We start from the raw sequence: 15,710 nt of genomic DNA, 5'->3' as shown, positions 1-15,710 counted from the left end.
TTTAATCTGTCAGCGGATCACCGACCCGCATGATTTCCCACTGTAGCGTGATCCCGCTTGTTTCGTAAACCTTTTTTCGCACCTCTTCGCCCAGCCCTTCGAGGTCGGCGGCGGTGGCGTTTCCGGTGTTGATCAGGAAGTTCGAGTGCTTGGGGCTCATTTGTGCGCCCCCGCGTCGGGCGCCGCGCATTCCGGCGTCGTCGATCACCTTCCAGGCCTTCAGGTCGTGCACATCATCGGCCCGCCCGGTCGAGGAAAACCCGGCCGGATTGCGAAAGGTCGACCCGGCGCTGCGGTCCTTGGTGGGCTGGGTCTCGTCGCGCTTTTTCAACTGCGCCTCCATCCGGGCGTGCAGGTCAGCCGGGTCACCCGCCGGGCCCTGGAACGTGGCCGACACCAACACCGCACCCTCGGGCAGGTCGGACTGGCGATAGCGGAAGTTCAGGTCGGCCGGCGTCAGCTCGACCAACTCGCCCTGCCGGGTGACGATGGTGGCCGATTTCAGAACATCCGCCGTATAGCTGCCGTAGCAACCGGCATTCATCCGCACGGCCCCACCGATGGAACCGGGAATGGTGCGCAGAAAGGTGAGGTCCACCCCCGCATCCGCCGCCTTGCGCGCGACATGCGCATCCAGTGCGGCCGCCCCTGCGGTAACTGTGGTGCCTTCGACCGAGATGCAGTTGAAGCCGCGCCCCAGTCGGATCACCACGGCCCGCAGCCCGCCGTCGCGGACGATCAGATTCGAGCCGACGCCCATCGGGAACACCGGCACCTCGGACGGAAGATCTCGCAGGAAAGCCTGCAAATCCTGAAGGGCAGCCGGCTGAAACAGATAATCCGCCGGGCCGCCAACACGCAGCCAGGTGAGGTCGTTCAGAGGTCGGTCCGGCGTCAGGCGGCCTTGAGGCGTTGGCAAAGTGGTCATTGAGGCTAGATCGCGGATTCGGTGGGGCGTGGCAAGCCCGTTCCAAGACGCAGGTTCAAATCCGCCGCCGCAGCCATCGCCCAAGGTAGATCACGGGCCAACGCAGCACCGACATGCCGGCGGCCAGAACGAACAGGCCGACCCACGGGCCGTTTTCGTAAGTGACATAGCCCAGGATCGGGATGCCCACCGCGATCAGCGCATAGGCGCGGGTCCAGTGGTTGTCCTTGCTGGGGATCATGGCCAGCACATTGGCGGCGACGCCCCACAGGGCGGCCAGTGCGATCGACCAACTCATTGCCCCACCTCGCGGCCCGACCATTTTCGCCAGTAATACCGGATGGGGTTGCGGAACATCGATACGAACCCGGCAAAGGCCAGCGCTCCGATCAACCAGCCATGGGCCACGCCAAGCCAGACGATCAGAACTGGTGCGCAGATCAGTAGTACGATGCCCGGCGGAAATTGCAGGCGCATCGGCAACAGCGCCACGACAGTGGCGCAGATCACCCAAAGGGCGGCAAAGAAAACGGAATAATCCATGGCTCTCTCCGCAAATGAGTCACATGCCAGGGCAGGAACACATCCGCAAGTTGTGCACCCAAATGCCTGCTAACGTCAAACGGCTTGTTTTACCTTCAGCCGGTCAGGCAGCGCATTGGCCCAGGCACTGATGGTGCCCGCGCCCAGGCAGACGACCATGTCGCCGGGCCGGGCCTGCTCGCGTACCAGACGCTCCAGGTCGCCTTCGTCCAGCAGCGCGCGCGCGTGGCGGTGGCCGTGACGGATCAGGCCCTGCACCAGATCATCGCGGCTGGCGCCTTCGATCGGATCCTCACCGGCAGAGAAGACCTCGGCAATGGCCACGACATCGGCGTCGTTGAAACAGGCGCAGAAATCGTCGAACAGGTTAGACAGACGCGAATAGCGGTGCGGCTGATGCACGGCGATCACACGGCCTTCGGTCGCCTGACGCGCGGCCTTGAGCACCGCCGCGATTTCCACCGGGTGGTGGCCGTAATCGTCGATGATGGTGACGCCGTTCACCTCGCCCACCTTGGTAAAGCGGCGGTTGACGCCGCCGAAATTGGCCAGCGCATCGCGGATTTCAGCGGTTTTCATGCCCAGATGACGTGCCACGGCCACGGCCGACAGCGCGTTCGAGACGTTGTGATCGCCCGGCATCGGGAGGGTGCAACCCTCGATCACCGTGTCCTCGTATTGCAGGTGGATGTCGAAATGCGCAATGCCGCCCTTGTAGGTCAGGTTGACCGCACGCACGTCGGCCTGGGCGTTGAACCCATAAGTGCGCACGCGGCGGTCGGTGATGCGGCCCACCAGTGCCTGAACCTCGGCATGGTCGGTGCAGCACACCGCCAGACCGTAAAACGGGATGTTCGAGACGAAATCGTGAAAGCCCGCGCGCAGCCGGTCGAAATCGCCCCAATGCTCCATGTGCTCAGGGTCGATATTGGTCACGATGGCGATGGTCGCGGGCAGCCGGTTGAACGAGCCGTCGGATTCGTCGGCCTCGACCACCATCCATTCGCCCTGCCCCATCCGCGCGTTCGAGCCGTAAGCATGGATTACGCCGCCGTTGATGACGGTTGGGTCGAAATCGCCCGCCACCATCAGCTCGGCCATCATCGTGGTGGTCGTGGTCTTGCCGTGGGTACCGGCGATGGCAATGTTGGATTTCAGCCGCATCAGCTCGGCCAGCATGTCGGCACGGCGCACCACCGGCAGGCCCAATGCACGGGCGCCGTCCAGTTCTGGGTTGCCCGGCTTGATCGCGGTCGAAACGACAACCACCGCGGCATTGTCGAGGTTTTCAGCCCGCTGACCCACAAAAATCTCAGCCCCCAGCGACGCCAGACGGTCGGTGATCTTCGAGGCTTTAAGGTCGGATCCCTGCACCTGATACCCAAGGTTCAGCAGCACTTCGGCAATGCCCGACATCCCGATGCCGCCGATGCCCACGAAATGGATCGGTCCGACATCCTGCGGCAGTTTGGTTGCTGGATTCATGGGGTCTCCTTCTGCGCCAGCTGTTCGACAAGGGCCACCAGACGCTCGGTCGCGTCGGGCGCCCCGACAGACAGGGCGGCATGGGCCATTTTCTGTGCGGCTTCGGGGTTGGTCAGAACCAGTGCGATTTGCTCGGTCAGGGCGGGAACGTCAAGGGCCTTTTCGGGGATCATGATCGCCGCGCCCGCCTGTACCAGCCCGCGCGCATTAGCGGTCTGGTGATCGCCTGCTGCGGCAGCAAAGGGGATCAGGACCGAGGGCCGCCCGATCACCGAGATGTCAGCCACGCTCGACGCACCCGAGCGGCTGATCACCAATTGCGCCTCGGACATACGGCGAGGCACGTCTTGGAAAAAAGGCTGGACCTCGGCCAAAATACCATGGTCGGCGTAGAAGGCGGTGACCCGCTCGACATCCTCTTCGCGCGCTTGGTGCGAAACACGGATATACTGGCGCAGGCTCTCGGGCAGTGCCGCGATGGCGCCGGGGACCACGTCGCTGAGGATGCGGGCGCCCTGGCTGCCGCCCATCACGAGCACCGACATCGGGTAATCTCCGGGCGGGATGTAAGGCGCGGCGGCGCGCTCCAGCACGGCGGCCCGGACGGGGTTGCCGGTGTGGATACCGTGGGCGCCCTCTGGCAGGTCGGTGGGCCAGACGCCGCAGGCCACATGCGCAACGCGGGTGGCGAACAGCTGGTTCACACGCCCCAGAACGCCGTTTTGTTCGTGGATCATGCGGGGCAGACGCAGCATCACCGCCGCGCTCAGCGCCGGGATCGACGGGTAGCCGCCGAACCCCACCACCACGTCCGGCCTGTTGCGCAGCAACTGGGCCGTCATCCCGGCAACTCCGGCCGCGATCCGGGGACCGGCCAGCGCCTTGGCCGCCAGCCCGCCGCGGGCGAATGTGGCCGAGGACACCTCGACAATCTCGGTAGAATGCGGGAAACCGCCCGTATAGCGCGCGCCGCGCGCGTCGGTGGACAGGCGCACGCGCCAACCCTTGTTCACCATGGCCTCAGCAAGCGCCTGAGCGGGGAACATGTGGCCCCCGGTTCCGCCAGCCGCGATCAGCAAATAAGGGTTGGTCATCAGCTCCGTCCGCGCAGAATGTCGCCCAGTTCGCCCTGTGGGCGGGTGCGGGTGAAGGCCAGAAGCATGCCCAGCGCGATGCCGCCCGCGATCAGCGACGAGCCGCCATAGCTGACGAAGGGCAGCGTCATGCCCTTGGCCGGCAGCAGGCGCACGGCGACGCCCATGTTGATCATCGCCTGCACACCGAACATGCAGGCCAGACCGGTGCCCGCCAGACGGATGAACATGTCACGTTCGCGCATCAGCCGCAGCAGCGAGCGCACGACGATCAGCGCATAAAGCGCGATGATGATCAGCACCAGGATCAGGCCGTATTCCTCGGCCGCCACGGCGATGATGAAATCGGTATGCGCATCGGGCAGCGACCATTTTACCTGCCCCTCTCCCACGCCAACGCCGAACAGGCCGCCCTCTCGGATGGCGTTGGTGGCATAACCCAACTGGGTGGTGGGATCGACTTCCTGGTTCAGGAAACCATCGATGCGCCGGGCGAAATGTTCGGAATTGGCGTAGGCGAACATGCCACCCAAGACGACCGCCCCCGCCATACCCAACAGCAGAAACATCGGCGCACCGGCCACAAAATACATCACGCCCCAGCCGAACAGGATTAGACAGGCCTGACCGAAATCAGGCTGCATCACCAGCATGCCCACGATCGACAGGCACAGCGCGAAGGACCACAGCCGCCCCGGCGGACCGTTGATTTCTTGCGCCGCGGCCAGCAGCCAGGCGGCCACGACGATGAAGCCGGGCTTCAGAAACTCGGACGGTTGGACCGAGGCGAAGCCCAGCGAATACCAGCGCACCGCCCCCTTGCCGAAATCGGTCCCGAAGATCGGCAGAAAGGCCAGCGCCACGAAGGCCGCCAGAAAGCCCAGAACCGCCAGCCGTCGCACCAACGTGGGCGACATCATCGAGGTCAGCAGCATTGCGATCAGCGCCAGCGATCCAAACAACGCCTGCCGCTCGACATAGTGGAACGGATCGAACCCGTTGCGCTGCGCCAGCGGCGGCGATGAGGCCAGCCCCAGCAAAAGCCCGATCGCAAACAGGATCAGCACGCAGGACATCGTCCAGCGGTCAATCGTCCGCCACCATTTCGGAAGGATCGGTTCACCGCGCTGGTCCTGGACCGCGCCATACACCATCTCAGTCATGAGATACCGCCACTATCTGCCTCGTTACCGTCCCGTTTTCGGGATCTGTTCAAGAGTCTACAGGGAAAATGCACCTCAGGCCAGCCTCTTCCTCTTGTCATTGGCGTCAATCCGCGCCAAGGGCAGGGGATGCGATTTGACACGATCATACTGGGCGCAGGAGCCGCCGGCATGATGTGCGCCGCCCATTGTGGCGGTCGTGTACTGGTGATCGACCACGCCAAGGCGCCGGGGGAAAAGATCCGCATCTCGGGCGGTGGGCGGTGCAACTTTACCAACCTCCACGCCGGGCCGCAGAACTTTCTGTCGCAGAACCCGCATTTCTGCAAATCGGCCCTGGCACGATACACCCAGTGGGACTTCATCGACCTCGTAGGCCGCCACGGCATCGCCTGGCATGAAAAGACGCTGGGGCAGCTGTTCTGCGACGGCTCATCGAAGCAGATCATCGCCATGCTGCTGGCCGAGATGGACCGCGCGGGCGCCGAGCTGTGGTTGCATACGTCGCTGCGCGATCTGCGAAAGACCGAAACCGGATTTTCCCTATCGGTCGAGCGCGAGGGCGCGCGGCACGACCTGAGCTGTGCCAACCTGGTGGTGGCCACAGGGGGCAAATCCATCCCCAAGATGGGTGCGACTGGGCTGGCCTATGACATTGCTGCACAGTTCGGCCTGCGCGTGACAGAAACCCGCGCGGCCTTGGTGCCGTTCACCTTTCCGGATGGGCGGTTCAAGGACCTGTCCGGAGTTTCCGTCCCCGCGCGACTGTCGAATACGCGCGCAAGTTTCGAAGAGGCGCTGCTGTTCACCCATCGCGGCCTGAGCGGGCCAGCGGTGCTGCAACTCTCCTCGTACTGGCGCGAGGGCGAGGCGATCCGGGTCAACCTGATCCCCGAGTTGTCCCTGTTGGACCTGCTCCGCGCGCGGCGGCAAAGCGCGGGCCGCAAGGCACTGACCACCGCACTGGCACGTCACCTGCCCGCCCGCCTGGTCGAGTATCTGAGCACCCACATCCCGATGCCCGGCAACCTGGCCGATCAATCGGATGCGGCACTGCAGGCACTGACCGATGCGCTGTCCGACTGGGTGCTGACCCCCTCGGGCACCGAGGGGTACCGCACCGCCGAGGTCACCTTGGGCGGCATCGACACGGATGGCCTGTCGTCCAAAACGATGGAGGCCAGGGATGTCCCCGGCCTCTTTGCGATTGGCGAAGCGGTGGATGTCACCGGATGGCTAGGCGGATACAATTTTCAGTGGGCGTGGTCCTCGGGCCACGCCGCCGGAAAAGCAATCGCCGCTCGCGTTTAGCCTACGACGTTGTAGCCGCGGCCGCGCATACAGTTGCGCACGATGACTTCCTGCTTTTGCGTGTTCGAGATGGCGCTGGCGCCCGCGCCCACCAATGCACCGGCCACGGCCGCACGGCCCAGATCGCTGGCGCTGTCGTCGATGATGGCCTTGGTGCCGGCCACCCCGGCCGCACCGACCGCGGCACTGCGCGCGGTATTGGCGTCGACGGTGCCCTGCTGGCGCGCAAGGGCCTGACACTGGGCCAGGTCAGCGTTGTAGTTGGGGCTGACCGGACCATCGACGATAGGCTGGTAGTTCGCGCCGACATCGGCGCAGGCCGCCACAGTCAGAAGCGCGGGCAGGATCAGGGAAAGCTTACGGTTCGGCATCGTTTTGACCTCGTGTCTGTTTCGCCTGACGCAAATCTGGATTTTTGAGGCGCGTCAAGCCGATGGCGGTTCACCTTGGCGCAATCGGCGGTTCATTGCAAATGTCGGGATCACAACCGCTGTTTCACCTGCGCCACGAAATCATCGCCGCGCTGTTCAAAATTGTCGTACTGGTCGAAACTGGCCGCCGCGGGGGCTAGCAGTACAGTTTCACCCGGCGCGGCGTCGCACATGGCCTGCTCCACCGCCTCGGCCATGGTGGTGCAGACGCGGGTTTCGACCGACAACTGCATGGCGAACGCGGCCGCCTCCCGCCCGATCACATAGGCGCACAGAACCTCGTCGGTCGCGTCGTTCAGCGCGGCAATGCCGCCCTCTTTCTCAAGCCCGCCGCAGATCCAGCGGATCTTCTTGAACGCGCCCAGAGCCTTGACCGCGCTGTCGACATTGGTGGCCTTGGAATCGTTTACGAAGGTCACGCCATTCGCCTCAGCGATGATCTGGCTGCGGTGCGGCAGACCCGGATAGCTGTGCATCGCGTCCTCGATCATCTTGGGCGCCAGCCCCAGCGCGCGGCAGGCGGCATAGGCCGAACACGCATTTTGATGGTTGTGGGTGCCGGGCAGGCCCTTGATGCCGCGCAGGTCGATCGAAGCGGCCTGCCGCCCTTTGCGGTATTCCGACAGGAACCCCTTGCGGGCAAAGACCTGCCAGCCCGGGCCGGCCAATTTGCGCGCCACCGAGACGCGGATCACCCGGTCGTCGCCCGGCCCTTCGGCAAGTTGCCCTGCCAAAAACGCGCCTTCGATCTCGTCCACGCCGATCACGGCGCGGTCGGGACCGCCTTCGGAGAACAGGCGGCGTTTGGCGGCGAAATAGCCGCCCATGCCCCCGTGCCGGTCCAGATGGTCGGGCGAGAGATTGGTGAACACCGCCACGTCGGGCGTCAGCGCACGCGCCAGCTCGGTTTGATAGCTGGAAAGTTCCAGCACCACCACCGATCCATCGCCGCCGGGCTCGATATCCAGCACCCCGCGCCCGATATTGCCCGCCAGTTGCGCCTCGCGCCCCGACTGGGTCAGGATGTGGTGGATCAGCGCGGCCGTGGTCGATTTCCCGTTCGAACCGGTGACGGCGACCACACGCGGCGGCACATCGAACTTGTCCCATTCGGCACCGCCCAACGAGCGGAAGAACAGACCAATGTCATTGTCGACCGGTACGCCAGCCTGCAGTGCGGCGGCAACAACCGGGTTCGGTTCAGGATAAAGATGGGGAATGCCGGGCGAAACGATCAAGGTGGCGATCGCGTCAAAGGCGCCCTGCCGTCGCAGGTCCTGACACATGAACCCCGCGTCCTCGGCCTTTTCGCGCGCGGCAGGGTTGTCATCCCAGCACACCGGCTCGGCCCCACCAGCCCGCAATGCGTGCGCCGTGGCCAGGCCCGACCGCCCCAGCCCCAGAACCGCAACCTTATGTCCTGAAAACCCTTCGACCGGGATCATGCCGCGCACCTTCTTCCATCTGCCAATGCGCCGCCACCCTGTACCGAAGAATTGACCCTTGGCAAGGGCGGCGTCAGGCTCGCGCCCTTGGCGCGAGCCGGGCCCAACGGGTACAGGCGGGCCGCAGGCCTGCTGCGCCCGGCGGGAGCCTTACCGTACTTTCAGCGTCGCCAGACCGATCATCGCCAAGATCAGCGAGATGATCCAGAATCGGATCACGATGGTCGGTTCGGCCCAGCCTTTTTTCTCATAGTGGTGATGGATCGGCGCCATCAGGAACACCCGCCGCCCGGTGCGTTTGTAATACAGCACCTGGATGATCACGCTCAACGCCTCGACCACGAACAGGCCGCCGACGATGGCCAGAACCAGCTCGTGCTTGGTGGCGACCGCGATGGCGCCCAGTGCGCCGCCCAAAGCCAGTGATCCGGTATCCCCCATGAACACCGCGGCGGGCGGCGCGTTGTACCACAGAAACCCAAGCCCGCCGCCAAACAGCGCGGCGGTGAAGATCAGGATCTCACCCGTGCCGGGAACATAGTGCACGTCCAGATATTCGGTAAAGTCGACGCGACCCACCGCATAGGCGATCACGCCCAAGGTCGAGGCCGCGATCATCGCGGGCATGATGGCCAGCCCGTCCAGCCCGTCGGTCAGGTTAACGGCATTCGCCGCCCCCACGATCACCACGATCGAGAACGGAATGTAGAAGATACCCAGATTGATCAGCGTGTCCTTGAAGATCGGCACGGCCAACTGGTTCTGCAGCATCTCCGGGTGGTGCAGAGTCGCCCACAGCGCGGCCAGCGCGGCGATGATGATGCCCAAAGCCAGGCGCATCCTGCCGGAAACGCCCTTGGTATTCTGCTTGGACACCTTGGCATAGTCGTCCGCAAATCCGATGGCCGCATAGGCCAGCGTGACGAACAGAACCATCCAGACATAGGGGTTGTCCCAACGCGCCCACAACAGGGTCGACGTCACCAGTGCCCCCACGATCAGCAGCCCGCCCATCGTGGGTGTGCCAGCTTTGGAGAAATGCCCTTCGGGGCCATCATCGCGGATCGGCTGGCCCTTGCCCTGTTTCCGGCGCAGGACGTTGATCAACGGCTTGCCGAATAGAAAGCCAAAGATCAGTGCCGTCAGAAAGGCGCCGCCTGCGCGGAACGTGATATAGCGGAAGAGGTTGAAAAAATCCCCTCCATCCGACAGGGCGGTCAACCAATACAGCATCCAAAAGCCTTTCTCACACGGCGGTCATGGGTGGTCATGCGTCAAGCGCGCCCACTTGCCCCATTTTCCGCAGCCCGTCAACAATCCGTGCCAGCGCCATGCTGAGCGAGCCCTTTGCCAGAACCGCATCGCCCGCCTGAACCAGACCCGGTAGATGCCGGGCCATTTCGGCGCTGGTTTCGAACCACAGGCCACGCTTGCCCTCGGGCAAGGCCTCGTGCAGCGCCTGCATCAGCGGCCCGATGCAATGCACCTTGTCGATCCGTACCATGGCAGGCACATCCGCCAGCCCTGCGTGCATGGCGCGCTCTTGTGATCCCAGCTCCTTCATGTCGCCCAGAAAGGCGATGCGCCGTGCGCCCTGCGCCGCCGCCAGCACATCCAGCGCCGCCGCCATCGAGGTCGGATTGGCGTTGTAACTGTCATCCAGCAGTTCGATCTGCCCGCCGTCCGGCAATGTCACCATCTCGCGCACGCCCCGCCCTGTAACCGGCGCCCATTTGGCCAGGCCGGCAATGGCCGCGTCCAGATCGACACCTAGCGCGACACAGGCGGCAAGCGCGCCCAGGCCGTTCATGGCAAAATGCGTCCCCGCCGATTGCACGTCGAAGGAAATAGGTCGGCCGAAGGCCTCGGCGGTCACGTGGATGTCTGTGGGCGACTGGGTCACGTCAATCAAACGGTAATCCGACGCGGTGCGGCCGAAATCCACGATCACAGCGCCATGTCGGGCGGCGCAGGTGCGTAGGATGTCGGTATGATCCAGGTCGGCGTTTACGATTGCGGCGCCGCCGGCCTCCAATCCTTCGAAGATGGCGGCCTTTTCGTGGGCTATGCCGGCAACAGACTCGAACGCCTCAAGGTGAACCGCGGCGACCGTGGTGACCAGCGCCACATGCGGGCGGGCCTGCCGCGCGAGGGGTGCAATTTCGCCGGGGTGGTTCATGCCGATCTCGATCACCGCATATTCGGTGTCGCGCGGCATCCGGGCCAGAGTCAGCGGTACACCCCAATGGTTGTTGTAGCTGGCGACGCTGGCATGGGTGCGGCCCTGATCCGACAGGATGGTCGCCAGCATCTCCTTGGTCGAGGTCTTGCCGACACTGCCCGTCACCCCGACCACGCGGGCCTTGCACCGGTCACGGGCGGCGCGGCCCAGCGCCTCGAGCGCGGTCTGTACGTCATTGACGATCAACAGTGGCGCATCGTGGGCCACACCATCGGGCACCCGCGAGACCAGCGCGGCGGCGGCCCCCTTTTCCAGCGCCTGCGCCACGAAATCATGCCCGTCGCGCGCCGCCTTCAACGCCACGAACAGGTCGCCCGGTTGCAGCGTGCGCGTATCGATGGATACGCCGCGCGCCTGCCAATCGGTCGTGGCCTGTCCACCCGTCGCGGCGGCGGCCTCGGATGCAGTCCAGAGTGTCATGCGACCCTCCCGTCCAGTGCGGCCACGGCGATGTTAGCCTGTTCCACGTCATCGAACGGCAGAACCTGGTCACCCACGATCTGCCCGGTCTCGTGCCCCTTGCCCGCGATCAGCAGCGCATCGCCCGGTTGCAATGCATCTATGCCGCGCAGGATGGCTTCGGCCCGGTCGGCAACCTCGGTCGCGTCGGGGGCCCCGGCCATCACCGCGGCGCGGATGGCGGCGGGGTCTTCCGAGCGCGGGTTGTCGTCGGTGACAAAGACGATATCGGCGTTCTCGGCCGCGGCGCGGCCCATCAGCGGGCGCTTGGTCGCATCCCGGTCGCCGCCCGCGCCGACGATGGCGATCAACCGGCCCATCACATGCGGGCGCAGCGCCTGCAACGCGGTGGCTACGGCGTCGGGCGTGTGCGCGTAATCGACGAATACCGCCGCCCCGTTGCTGCGGGTCGCCGCCAACTGCATCCGCCCCCGCACCGTAGTCAGATGCGGCAGGGTGTCGAAGACATGTTCAGCCTCGTCTCCGCTGGCGATGACCAATCCGCAGGCCAGCAGAACGTTTTCCGCCTGAAACCCGCCGATCAGGTTCAGCCGGGTCTGGAAGGTCTTGCCGCGCCAGGCAAAGCGCAAATCCTGCCCGGTGGCGTCAAACCGTTGGTTCAAAAGGCAAAGGTCGACATCCCCGCTGCCCACGGTCAGAACTGTCTGACCGCGTGCTTGCGCGATATCACGGATCGCGCCCCCTTTCGGGTCATCCATGTTGATGACCGCCGTTCCGTCCTGCGGCAGAACCCGGTCGAACAGGCCGGCCTTGGCGGCGAAATACGCCTCGAACGTCGCGTGATAGTCCAGGTGATCCTGGGTGAAATTCGAAAACCCCGCCGCCGTCAAATGCACGCCGTCCAGCCGGCGCTGGTCCAGCCCATGCGACGAGGCCTCCATCGCGGCGTGGGTCACGCCCGCCTCGGCGGCCTCGGCCAGACAGCGATGCAGGGTGATGGGTTCGGGCGTGGTATGGGCCAGCGGTGCCGTCCAGGCGCCTTCGACTCCTGTAGTGCCGAGATTGACGGCCATGTGGCCCAGCTCGGTCCAGATCTGGCGCACGAAGGTCGAAATCGAGGTCTTGCCGTTGGTGCCGGTGACCGCCACCATGGTGCGCGGCTGCGCTCCGAACCACAATGCGGCGCTGTAGGCCAGCGTCTGGCGCGGGTCCTGCACCACCACCAGGGCGGCGTCCGAGGCGGCCAGTTCATCAGCGGCGATCCGCGCGCCCTCGGCATCGGTCAGGATGGCGGCAGCCCCCATACGCAGGGCATATTGGATGAATTCGCCCCCATGCACGCGCGTCCCCGGCAGCGCCGCGAACAGAAAGCCGTCCTTGACCTGACGGCTGTCCACGGCCAGCCCGGTAATCTCCGGGTCGGCACCGCCGCGCGCGGTCAGGGCCAGCTGGCTGAGTTTCTTTGACCTTGCGCCCATGACCCACCTCTGTCGGACTGCCTAGTTCGAGGTCAGCGTTATAGCAGCGCGATCCTCAGGCTCAAGCCGCGGACGCAAGCCCAGCAGCGGCGCGATGCGGCCGATCAGCTCGGCCGCCACGGGCACCGCCGTCCAGCCTGCCGTGCGGCGCTTTTCGCCGTAGGCCAGGATCGACGGTTCATCCAGCGCAACGATCAGTACATATTTCGGATCATAGGCCGGAAAGACCGAGGCGAAGGTAGCGATCACCTTGTCATCATAGTAACCGCCGCGCGGCTTGGGCTTGTCGGCGGTTCCGGTTTTCCCGGCCACGGCATAACCCGGCACGTCACCAAAGCTGGCGGTTCCGTCCGTTACCACCCTGCGCAGCATCATCAGCGATTGCTGTGCGGCATTTTCCGACATCACGCGCGGCCCGTATTGCGGCCCATTGCGGCGCAGGATCGTGGGGCTGACATAATGCCCGCCATTGGCGATTGCGGCATAGCCCGCCGCCAGATGCATCGCGCTGGTCGACAGGCCGTGGCCGTAGGAAATGGTGACGGTGCTCAGTTCACCCCATTTCTTGGGCTTGAGCGGTACACCGCCCTTGGCCTCGACGATCTCGAACGGCGTGGGGTCGAACATGCCCAGCGCGTCCAGGAACTGTTGCTGGCGCTCGGCACCGATCTGCAGCGCCAACCGCCCCGTGCCGCGGTTCGAGCTGTGCACGATCACATCGGCGACGCTGACCTTGCCGTAATTCTTGCCGTTGAATTCGCCGATCGGGAAACGCCCGATTTTCATCGGACCGGAGGTGTCGATGATCGTGTCGGCATTGACCAGACCCAGATCGACCGCTTGCGCGGCAGTGAAGATCTTGAAAACCGAGCCCAGCTCGTAAACACCCTGCACATAGCGGTTGAACAGCGGGCTGTCCGAAGGATCGAACCCCGAGGTCGGCGGGCGCGGACGGTCGTTCGGGTCGAACGATGGCAGCGACGCAGCAGCGATCACTTCGCCGGTATGGGCGTTCATCAGCACGGCCGAAGCGCCCTTGGCGTTCATGATCTTCATGCCGCCGTCCAGAACTTGTTCCACCGCCGCCTGAACGGTCAGGTCCAGCGACAGCTGTAGCGGTTTGTTGCCGTTGGCCGGGTCGCGCAGATAGTCGTCGAACTGTTTTTCCACCCCGGCCACACCGATCACCTCGGCAGCCGAGACGCCTTCGCGCCCAAAGCCCGACCCGCCCAGGATATGCGCGGCCAGCCGGCCGTTGGGATAGAGCCGCATCTCGCGCGGGCCGAACAGGATCCCCGGATCGCCGATGTCATGCACCGCCTGCTTCTGCTCGGGCGAGATGCGTTTCTTGATCCAGAGGAATTTGCGCTTGCCGGTGAAGTCCTTGATCAGGCGGTCCTTGTCCAGATCGGGAAAGATCGCGGCCAGCTTTTCCGCGGCGCCGATCGGGTCGATCATCAGCGGCGGCTGGGCATAAACCGAATAGGTATCCAGATTGGTGGCCAGGATCCGCCCGTGCCGGTCTACGATATTGGCCCGCTGCATGGCGATCGAGGCGCCGGGGGCGCTGGCGACGGGCTCCTGCGCCTCGGACGTCGCCAGAACGCCCATGCGAAACCCCACGACACCGAAGGCCAAAAAGAAGAACACGCCCAGAACCAACAACCGCCCCTCGGCGCGGGCGCGGGCGCGGTCTTTCATCTCTTCATGGCGGCGGCGGATGTTCTCGCGCTCGATCACCTTGGGGTTTTCACCGCGGGCGCGGGCCTCAAGGATGCGGGCAAGCGGGCGGAGGGGTGTGCGTGTCATGGGATTTGCACCTCGCCCAGGGCCTGAGTGTCGGTGATCGCCTGCAATTCGACCGGGTCGGCGATGGGTAGGTCGGGATCCTCGGCATAGGCGATCTGGTCGGCGCGCCCGAATTGCTCGGCGCGCAGCGGCAGCAGGCCCAGACGCTCGAAATTCAAGTCGGCCAATTCACGCAGGCGGTCGGGGCGATTCAGATAGGCCCATTCGGCCTGCAATATTGCCAGTCGCGCCTGCGCCGCGCCGATCTGACGCTGCAAGGACTGGGTTTCCTTCAATACTTGCTGGGTGCGGTAGTTTTCCTGATAGGCCCACAGGGCCAACCCGAAAACGCCCAAGGCAGTCAACGCAAACAGAATACTCTTCATCTTGCCTTTCCCCCGATTATGGGCATGCCGATGGCGCGGGCATCAATTTCCCCCGCCGGAGCATCGGTACGAACAGCAACCCGCAACTTGGCCGAGCGTGCGCGCGGGTTGTCCTGCAACTCCTGCGCATCGGGGCCGATGGCCTTGCGGGTCTTCAACGTGAATTGCGGCTGATCCTGCCGGATCTCGGGCGCATAGCGGTTGGCACGGCCGGTCTTGCCCGCGCGCGATTGAAAAAAACGTTTGACCATGCGGTCCTCGACCGAATGGAAGGTAACAACGGCGAGTTGCCCGCCCGGCTTTAACGCGCGCTCGGCGGCCATCAGGCCCTGAAACAGTTCCTCGTATTCGGCATTCACCGCAATGCGCAGCGCCTGGAATGACCGCGTGGCCGGGTGGGACTGCCCGGGTTTGGCGCGCGGCAGACAGGATTCGACGATCTCGGCAAGACGCAGGGTGGTGGTGATGGGTGCCTCGGCACGGGCTTTGACGATGGCGCGCGCGATGCGACGGCTGGCGCGTTCTTCGCCATAGTGGAACAGGATGTCGGCCAGTTGCGCCTCGGTGGCGGTGTTGACCAGATCGGCTGCGCTTTCGCCCTCCTGACTCATGCGCATGTCCAGCGGGCCGTCCTTCATGAAGGAAAAGCCACGCTCGGCCTGGTCCAGCTGCATGGACGAGACGCCGAGATCCAGCACCACGCCGTCAAGGTCGCTGGCATATTCATCCATTCGAGAGAAAACACCCGGCTGCATCACCAGCCGGTCGCCATATTCCGCTGCCCAATCCGCCGCCATTTCAAACGCCAAGGGGTCCCGATCGACACCGATCACCTTGTCGGCGCCGGCCTCAAGCAGCCCTCGCGTGTATCCGCCCGCACCAAAGGTACCATCCAGCCAAGTGCCCGAAACCGGCTGGACCGCGTCCAGCAAGGGGCGCAGCAGAACGGGAATATGGGGCTTGTCGCTGGGAGTGTGATCCGCGCCGGCCATGCCG

15 protein-coding genes are annotated in these 15,710 nt (G+C 64.7%); 1 reads left to right on the top strand and 14 read right to left on the bottom strand.

Annotated elements, in window-relative coordinates:
- Position 1 precedes the first annotated feature (1 nt).
- From murB to ftsW, 6 genes are all read right to left on the bottom strand, one after another.
- Complete coding sequence (gene murB, locus AC2FME_RS05440) at positions 2-928, bottom strand: UDP-N-acetylmuramate dehydrogenase (RefSeq protein ID WP_496799850.1); 927 nt, start codon at positions 926-928, stop codon at positions 2-4.
- Between the two features lie 55 nt (positions 929-983).
- The gene (locus tag AC2FME_RS05435) at positions 984-1,226 is read right to left on the bottom strand and encodes a DUF2484 family protein (RefSeq protein ID WP_170357288.1); all 243 of its coding nucleotides are present in this window, start codon (positions 1,224-1,226) and stop codon (positions 984-986) included.
- Positions 1,223-1,471: a DUF2484 family protein gene (locus AC2FME_RS05430; protein ID WP_490359448.1), complete on the bottom strand. Its 249-nt coding sequence runs from the start codon at positions 1,469-1,471 to the stop codon at positions 1,223-1,225. The genes AC2FME_RS05435 and AC2FME_RS05430 overlap by 4 nt, the downstream gene beginning before the upstream one ends.
- A 75-nt stretch (positions 1,472-1,546) precedes the next feature.
- On the bottom strand, positions 1,547-2,956 hold the full coding sequence (gene murC / locus AC2FME_RS05425; RefSeq protein ID WP_170371540.1) for a UDP-N-acetylmuramate--L-alanine ligase: 1,410 nt from the start codon (positions 2,954-2,956) through the stop codon (positions 1,547-1,549).
- Positions 2,953-4,050, bottom strand: coding sequence for a UDP-N-acetylglucosamine--N-acetylmuramyl-(pentapeptide) pyrophosphoryl-undecaprenol N-acetylglucosamine transferase (locus AC2FME_RS05420; RefSeq protein WP_496799849.1), 1,098 nt, complete (start codon positions 4,048-4,050; stop codon positions 2,953-2,955). Before AC2FME_RS05420 ends, murC begins: the two co-directional genes overlap by 4 nt.
- On the bottom strand, positions 4,050-5,213 hold the full coding sequence (gene ftsW, locus AC2FME_RS05415) for a putative lipid II flippase FtsW (RefSeq protein ID WP_496685996.1): 1,164 nt from the start codon (positions 5,211-5,213) through the stop codon (positions 4,050-4,052). The genes AC2FME_RS05420 and ftsW overlap by 1 nt, the downstream gene beginning before the upstream one ends.
- A 129-nt stretch (positions 5,214-5,342) precedes the next feature.
- On the opposite strand from ftsW, the gene AC2FME_RS05410 reads away from it, so the two are divergent.
- Complete coding sequence (locus AC2FME_RS05410) at positions 5,343-6,524, top strand: BaiN/RdsA family NAD(P)/FAD-dependent oxidoreductase (protein ID WP_496799848.1); 1,182 nt, start codon at positions 5,343-5,345, stop codon at positions 6,522-6,524.
- On the opposite strand, the gene AC2FME_RS05405 is transcribed toward AC2FME_RS05410, so the two are convergent.
- The 8 genes from AC2FME_RS05405 to rsmH all read right to left on the bottom strand — a co-directional run bounded on the left by AC2FME_RS05405 (position 6,521) and on the right by rsmH (position 15,706).
- Positions 6,521-6,895, bottom strand: coding sequence for a glycine zipper family protein (locus AC2FME_RS05405; RefSeq protein WP_496678832.1), 375 nt, complete (start codon positions 6,893-6,895; stop codon positions 6,521-6,523). The two genes, AC2FME_RS05410 and AC2FME_RS05405, sit on opposite strands and share 4 nt — an antisense overlap.
- Positions 6,896-7,005: 110 nt before the next feature.
- A complete protein-coding gene (gene murD / locus AC2FME_RS05400) occupies positions 7,006-8,400 on the bottom strand; it encodes a UDP-N-acetylmuramoyl-L-alanine--D-glutamate ligase (protein WP_496799847.1) in 1,395 nt (464 codons plus the stop codon).
- Positions 8,401-8,550: 150 nt separating this feature from the next.
- Entirely contained in the window at positions 8,551-9,633 is a 1,083-nt protein-coding gene (mraY, locus tag AC2FME_RS05395) for a phospho-N-acetylmuramoyl-pentapeptide-transferase (protein WP_496678829.1), read from the bottom strand.
- Between the two features lie 34 nt (positions 9,634-9,667).
- Complete coding sequence (locus AC2FME_RS05390) at positions 9,668-11,062, bottom strand: UDP-N-acetylmuramoyl-tripeptide--D-alanyl-D-alanine ligase (protein WP_496799846.1); 1,395 nt, start codon at positions 11,060-11,062, stop codon at positions 9,668-9,670.
- Positions 11,059-12,540 carry a UDP-N-acetylmuramoyl-L-alanyl-D-glutamate--2,6-diaminopimelate ligase gene (locus AC2FME_RS05385; RefSeq protein WP_496799845.1) on the bottom strand — a complete coding sequence of 494 codons (1,482 nt, stop codon included), beginning with the start codon at positions 12,538-12,540 and terminating at the stop codon, positions 11,059-11,061. The genes AC2FME_RS05390 and AC2FME_RS05385 overlap by 4 nt, the downstream gene beginning before the upstream one ends.
- A gap of 21 nt (positions 12,541-12,561) precedes the next feature.
- Positions 12,562-14,349 carry a peptidoglycan D,D-transpeptidase FtsI family protein gene (locus tag AC2FME_RS05380; protein WP_496799844.1) on the bottom strand — a complete coding sequence of 596 codons (1,788 nt, stop codon included), beginning with the start codon at positions 14,347-14,349 and terminating at the stop codon, positions 12,562-12,564.
- A complete protein-coding gene (gene ftsL / locus AC2FME_RS05375) occupies positions 14,346-14,714 on the bottom strand; it encodes a cell division protein FtsL (protein ID WP_496678822.1) in 369 nt (122 codons plus the stop codon). The genes AC2FME_RS05380 and ftsL overlap by 4 nt, the downstream gene beginning before the upstream one ends.
- Positions 14,711-15,706 (bottom strand): 16S rRNA (cytosine(1402)-N(4))-methyltransferase RsmH, encoded by a 996-nt coding sequence (gene rsmH / locus AC2FME_RS05370; RefSeq protein ID WP_496678950.1) that lies wholly within the window; start codon positions 15,704-15,706, stop codon positions 14,711-14,713. Before rsmH ends, ftsL begins: the two co-directional genes overlap by 4 nt.
- Positions 15,707-15,710: the final 4 nt, after the last annotated feature.

It is taken from the genome of Ruegeria sp. BHSC026, assembly GCF_059613065.1.
The sequence above is the reverse complement of the archived record's forward strand: the minus strand, read 5'-3'. Positions and strand labels throughout refer to the sequence as shown.

Bases quoted from the DNA above. Each gene is read 5' to 3' on its own strand.
- murB (WP_496799850.1), bottom strand. From the start codon at position 928: ATGACCACTTTGCCAACGCCTCAAGGCCGCCTGACGCCGGACCGACCT.
- AC2FME_RS05435 (WP_170357288.1), bottom strand. From the start codon at position 1,226: ATGAGTTGGTCGATCGCACTGGCCGCCCTGTGGGGCGTCGCCGCCAAT.
- AC2FME_RS05430 (WP_490359448.1), bottom strand. From the start codon at position 1,471: ATGGATTATTCCGTTTTCTTTGCCGCCCTTTGGGTGATCTGCGCCACT.
- murC (WP_170371540.1), bottom strand. From the start codon at position 2,956: ATGAATCCAGCAACCAAACTGCCGCAGGATGTCGGACCGATCCATTTC.
- AC2FME_RS05420 (WP_496799849.1), bottom strand. From the start codon at position 4,050: ATGACCAACCCTTATTTGCTGATCGCGGCTGGCGGAACCGGGGGCCAC.
- ftsW (WP_496685996.1), bottom strand. From the start codon at position 5,213: ATGACTGAGATGGTGTATGGCGCGGTCCAGGACCAGCGCGGTGAACCG.
- AC2FME_RS05410 (WP_496799848.1), top strand. From the start codon at position 5,343: ATGCGATTTGACACGATCATACTGGGCGCAGGAGCCGCCGGCATGATG.
- AC2FME_RS05405 (WP_496678832.1), bottom strand. From the start codon at position 6,895: ATGCCGAACCGTAAGCTTTCCCTGATCCTGCCCGCGCTTCTGACTGTG.
- murD (WP_496799847.1), bottom strand. From the start codon at position 8,400: ATGATCCCGGTCGAAGGGTTTTCAGGACATAAGGTTGCGGTTCTGGGG.
- mraY (WP_496678829.1), bottom strand. From the start codon at position 9,633: ATGCTGTATTGGTTGACCGCCCTGTCGGATGGAGGGGATTTTTTCAAC.
- AC2FME_RS05390 (WP_496799846.1), bottom strand. From the start codon at position 11,062: ATGACACTCTGGACTGCATCCGAGGCCGCCGCCGCGACGGGTGGACAG.
- AC2FME_RS05385 (WP_496799845.1), bottom strand. From the start codon at position 12,540: ATGGGCGCAAGGTCAAAGAAACTCAGCCAGCTGGCCCTGACCGCGCGC.
- AC2FME_RS05380 (WP_496799844.1), bottom strand. From the start codon at position 14,349: ATGACACGCACACCCCTCCGCCCGCTTGCCCGCATCCTTGAGGCCCGC.
- ftsL (WP_496678822.1), bottom strand. From the start codon at position 14,714: ATGAAGAGTATTCTGTTTGCGTTGACTGCCTTGGGCGTTTTCGGGTTG.
- rsmH (WP_496678950.1), bottom strand. From the start codon at position 15,706: ATGGCCGGCGCGGATCACACTCCCAGCGACAAGCCCCATATTCCCGTT.